6 protein-coding genes are annotated in these 4,846 nt (G+C 66.3%); 3 read left to right on the forward strand and 3 right to left on the reverse strand.

Going from position 1 to position 4,846, the window contains the following annotated elements; genetic code table 11:
• A partial coding sequence (locus tag EOD07_RS22615; RefSeq protein ID WP_127237049.1) for a LysR family transcriptional regulator occupies positions 1 to 291 on the reverse strand: 291 nt, incomplete at its 3' end.
• A 100-nt stretch (positions 292 to 391) separates the two neighbouring features.
• Between EOD07_RS22615 and EOD07_RS22620 the strand changes: the two genes are divergently transcribed.
• Positions 392 to 991: a LysE family translocator gene (locus tag EOD07_RS22620; RefSeq protein WP_127237044.1), complete on the forward strand. Its 600-nt coding sequence runs from the start codon at positions 392 to 394 to the stop codon at positions 989 to 991.
• 274 nt (positions 992 to 1,265) lie between these two features.
• Here EOD07_RS22620 and EOD07_RS22625 read toward each other — a convergent pair whose 3' ends face one another.
• On the reverse strand, positions 1,266 to 2,060 hold the full coding sequence (locus EOD07_RS22625) for an SDR family oxidoreductase (protein WP_127237045.1): 795 nt from the start codon (positions 2,058 to 2,060) through the stop codon (positions 1,266 to 1,268).
• Between the two features lie 235 nt (positions 2,061 to 2,295).
• Between EOD07_RS22625 and EOD07_RS22630 the strand changes: the two genes are divergently transcribed.
• Complete coding sequence (locus EOD07_RS22630) at positions 2,296 to 2,760, forward strand: MarR family winged helix-turn-helix transcriptional regulator (protein ID WP_127237046.1); 465 nt, start codon at positions 2,296 to 2,298, stop codon at positions 2,758 to 2,760.
• 34 nt (positions 2,761 to 2,794) lie between these two features.
• On the opposite strand, the gene EOD07_RS22635 is transcribed toward EOD07_RS22630, so the two are convergent.
• Positions 2,795 to 3,973 carry an MFS transporter gene (locus EOD07_RS22635; protein ID WP_127237047.1) on the reverse strand — a complete coding sequence of 393 codons (1,179 nt, stop codon included), beginning with the start codon at positions 3,971 to 3,973 and terminating at the stop codon, positions 2,795 to 2,797.
• 194 nt (positions 3,974 to 4,167) lie between these two features.
• Between EOD07_RS22635 and EOD07_RS22640 the strand changes: the two genes are divergently transcribed.
• Positions 4,168 to 4,524, forward strand: coding sequence for a helix-turn-helix transcriptional regulator (locus tag EOD07_RS22640; protein ID WP_127237048.1), 357 nt, complete (start codon positions 4,168 to 4,170; stop codon positions 4,522 to 4,524).
• Positions 4,525 to 4,846: the final 322 nt, after the last annotated feature.

Raw genomic sequence — 4,846 nt, forward strand, 5'->3', positions numbered from 1 at the left:
GACCCGCACCCGCCCGGCAACCGCCCCGCCCCTGATCTCGGCAAGGATCTCGTCATTGAGCCGCAACAGGCGCCTGGCCTTTTCGAGCAGCCGCTCGCCGGAACGCGTCAGCCTCAGACCGCGGCGGTCGCGCTCGAACAGGCTTTGCCCCAGCACCTCTTCCAGCCGCTTGACCTGCTGGCTGACGGCGCCTTGCGTCAAATGGAGCGCGTTGGCCGCCGCCGTCATGCTGGCCTTGTCGGCCGTCGTGACGAAGGTGCGGATGAGAGTCATGTCGAGATCGCGGATCATCCGCGGCATTATAATTGCTAATGCAAACCATATCAAACATTGCATTTACTGATGTCTCGAAGCGCCTAAGCATGCCGGCTTTCTCCACTGGGAAGCCCGCATGTCCGAAACCATCATCCCGCTGGTTCTGTTCGCGCTGATCTCGACCTCGACGCCCGGCATCGCCACGACATTGTCGACCGCGTCCGGCGCGCAATTCGGCTTTCGCCGTTCCGTGCCGCTGATGGCCGGCAGCGCCGCCGGACTGGCGACTGTGGCAGCCGCGGGCGCGGCCGGCCTGGCTGGACTTTTAGCCGCCATTCCATCCCTGCAGCTCGCCATGAAGATAGCCGGCTCGCTGTATCTGATCTGGCTGGCGATCAAGATCGGCCGCAGCGGTCCGCCCAATCTCGATATCAGCATGGACAAGCCGAACAGCTTTTTCGGCGGCGCCGGTATCCAGTGGATGAACCCGAAAGGCTGGGCGATGGGGCTCGGAGCCGCCGCGTCGTTCGCGACCCTGGCGGACGGTCCGTTGCAACTCGCGCTGCTGCTCGGCGCCGTGTTCGGCCTGGCGGCTGCTTTTTCGCTGTCGCTGTGGTGCGTGGCGGGAACCCTGCTTGCCCGCCTGCTCAAGACGGAGCGCCAGTGGCGCGCGCTCAACATCGTGCTCGGCCTGCTGCTGGCCGCCTCGATCCTGCAGATGTGGCGGCCGGTATAGCGCCGTTCCTCGCCCCCATGAACGTGGCCGGCCCTTGGCGGTGGCGTGCATGGCAGCTTGGCGCATGCATTGTCCAATGGTGCGCTGGTCGACCCCCACTCCGTCTCGGCTTCGCCGAGCCACCTCTCCCCCGATCGACGGGGTAGAGGAAAGGCGCCCTTCCTTTCCCTCCGGAGGGGGGAAAGGTGGCGCTGCGAAGCAGCGACGGATTGGGGGAACCACGTGGCAATCAAGCCTCAGGTCGATCGGTCACGCCAGGCACAAAGCATATCTCTCAGACTTCGTAGCGCGCCGCCGGCTTGCCGGAGAACAGGCTGCCGAAGAACTGGTCCCTGGCACCGAGATAGGTCGTCAGCCCGGCCGCGTCGGCAAGGCCGGGCGCGGTTACGGTCTCGCCCTGGGCGAAGCCGGCAAGCGCGGCGTCGACCAGATCCTCTGCGCTCATGATCCAGTCCGGATTGAGCCTGTCGAGGCTGATTCCGGAGACGTCCCACAACTCGGTGCGGACCGGTCCGGGCACGACGGACTGGACCTTCACATCGGTGCCGGCGACTTCCTTCTGCAGCGCTTCGGTGAAGTTGGCGACATAGGCCTTGGTGCCGCTGTAGATGCCGCCGACGGCAATGCCATAGGCCACCACCGAGGCGATGTTGATGATCCCGCCGCGATTGCGCTTGATGAGGCCCGGCAGCACCGCGCGGGTCAGCCTGGTCAGCGCCACGACATTGACCTTGATCATGCGCTCGGCCGCGTCGGCATCGGCGTCGGCAATCGTCTCCAGGCCGCCCACGCCGGCATTGTTGATCAGCAGCGTCACGCTGTCGTCCGTCGACACCGCCTGCTCGACGCGGCGCAGATCGGCATCGGCCGCAAGGTCGGCGACGATCGTCTGGACCTTGCGGCCATAGGCATAGGCGAGCCTGTCCGCCACCTCCTGCAACCGGTCGGCGCGCCGCGCCACCAGCACCAGATCATAGCCCTGCCCCGCCAGCCGGTCCGCATAGACCGCGCCGATGCCCGACGATGCGCCGGTGATGACGGCTGTGCCCTTGTTGTCCTTCGTGCTCATTGTCTTGTTCCTTTGTTCGCTTCGCTTGGCTCGGCGCCGATGATCGCATCGTCAGCCGAGCCCCTGATTTCAATTAGTGGCATATGCCACTTTCTGTGAAGTAGGTATATGCCACTATCTTGTCAACGGCGGCGGCAAAAACTATTTTCTGCGGCAGGCCGGGGCGGCACCGCCCTTCGCGATGCCGCCCCCGACGCCCACCATTCGAGCGCCGACGCGCCGGCGAGGAGTGACCATGAACGAAGCCCAGAAACCGGGATTCAGCCGCTGCAACAATGCCACGTTGCGCCGTGCCGCGCGCAGCCTCGGCCGCTTCTACGACGACGCGCTGGCGCCGTCGGGCCTGAAGGGCACGCAGTTCGGGCTGCTTTTTCAGATCCATGTCAGCGATGAGCCGGCAATGGGCACCATCGCCGAGGCGCTGATCATGGACCTCTCGGCGCTCGGACACACGCTGAAGCCGCTGATCCGCGACGGCTATGTCGAGACCTTTCCCGACAAGGACGACCGCCGTGTCAAGCGCGTGCGGCTGACGCCGCAAGGTCAGGCCAAGCTCGACGAGGCGCTCAAGCTTTGGAGCATCGCCCAGCGGCAATTCGAGGACAAGGTCGGCGCCGAGCAGGCAGCGAAGCTGCGCGCGGCGCTGGACGCCGTGGCTGACCTCGACCTGGAAATGCCGGCGGCCGCTCCTTCTGTCTGAAGAAGCGGCCGCCGATCAGGCTCTGTGTACCGGCTTACTCCGCTGGCATTGCGACCGGCCGGGCGAATACTCGACCGGCCAGCACGACGCCCAGGCCGACGATCGGGAATACCGCCGCAACCAAGCCGAGATCGGCCGGGACGCCGAAGCGCAGCACCGCGGCGCCGACCACCGCGCCCAGCGCGACGCCGAGATAGAGCGCCGAGGCGTTGAGCGACAGGACGATGGGCGCGGCATCAGGCGCAAGCTTGATGATGCGGCTCGCCTGCGCCGGCGGGAAAGCCCAGCCGACGATGCCCCACGGCACCATCATGGCCATCAGCGCCGGTCCGGCCAGATGATGCGGCAGGAAGGTCGGGATCAGCGAGAAGGTGACGAGCATTGCGGCCGACAGCGTCAGCGACCAGGCGACGGTGCGTGTGGCGCCGAAGCGGTCGGCGGCCTGCCCACCGGCGATGTTGCCGATGACGGCGCCGACGCCGAAGGCGAGCAGCATGCCCGGCAGCGCGATCGGCGAGAGCCCGCCGCCTTCGATGGCCAGAGGCGCGATGAAGCTGAACACCGTGAAGGCGCCGACAAGCGCAAGCGCCGTCGTCAGCAGGATCGGCATCACGCCGGGGCGCACCGCCGCGGCCAGCCTGCGCTTCAGCGGCAGCCTGGTGCCGATGATGCCGCGCGGCAGACGCCACCACAGGATCGCGCCGGACAGCGCGCCGAGCCCGGCGATGGCGAAGAACGTGCCGCGCCAGCCGGCGATCGCCGCGACCAGCGCGCCGAGCGGCGCGCCGACCGCCACCGCCACCGTGGTGCCGCCGACGACGACTGCGATGGCGCGCGCCCGGTGATGGTCGTCGACCAGCGCCACGGCCGTGCCTTGCGCGGTCGCCGCGAACAGGCCGGACGACAGCGCCATGACGATGCGCGCGATCAACAACAGCTCGAAGGACGAGCTCACCGCCGCCACCAGATTGCCGATGACGAAGAAGACCAGCGTCCACAGGATGACGCGCCGCCGGTCCCAATCGCCGGTCAGCGTCGCCAGCACCGGCGCGCCGATCGCATAGGCCAGCGCGAAGGCGGTGATCAGCGAGCCGGCGAGCGGCACGGAAATGCCGGCATCGGTCGCGATGTCGGGGAGAAGGCTTGAGATGACGAAGCCTTCGGTCGAGATCGCGAACGACCCGAGCGCCAGCCAGAAGATCCGCTTGTCCATGGGGAACTGTCCTTAGTTCAAAAGTTATTGAACAATTGGACATAGCAGGGCATGATGTCAACCGAGCCGGGACAAAATAGCTGAACCCTGCTGACAGCCCTGTGTCAGGACGGGGTCGAAAAGAAAAGGTCATGTCTGTCGGCGGAAAGGGAAGCCGCGTTGAAGTTCGTGCCGTTTGTGCTTAATTCTGGGTCATGAGCCTGCCCCATCCAACCGCTGACCAGATCAGCCTGCCGATCGTGCTTGCCGTGCTTGGCGACCCGACCCGGCTTGCCATCGTGCGCTATCTGGCGAGCAAGGAAGGCGTGCCGCTGAACTGCAGCAAGTTCCTCGACCTCGCCTCCAAGACCAATCTCAGCTACCACCTCGCCAAGCTGCGCGAGGCGGGCATCACCCGCACCGAAGCGGTCGGCACCAGCCGGCTGATCACGCTGCGCCGCGACGACCTCGACAAGCGTTTTCCCGGCCTGCTCGACAGCGTGATTGCCGCGGCCGACGGCGACTCCGCTTTGCCCGCGGTCGGCACGTCCGAGATCGAGGTTTCGGCCTGACCGACAGTTTGCGCGTGCCTCGGGCCTCACAATCGCCGTTAAATTCAGGATGACATCCGGCAGCCCCGCCGCCTATATCTGGTCGCGCCTTGGAAATTGCAGCTAGAAGATGAAGCGCAAAGCTACGCTCCGACTGATGCTGAAGGCACTCTTGGCCGCTCCGTTGCTGCTCGCCGCCCTGCCGGCCTTGGCTCAGGATGCGCCCGGAACAATCATCTCGATCATCGGTGGCCTCGCGCCGGACGATTTGCTCAACATCCGCGCGACCGCTTCGCCGGGCGGAAAGGTCGAAGCGCGCCTGCCCAACGGCGCGGCCGTGAAG

It is taken from the genome of Mesorhizobium sp. M2C.T.Ca.TU.002.02.1.1 (genome assembly GCF_003997225.1).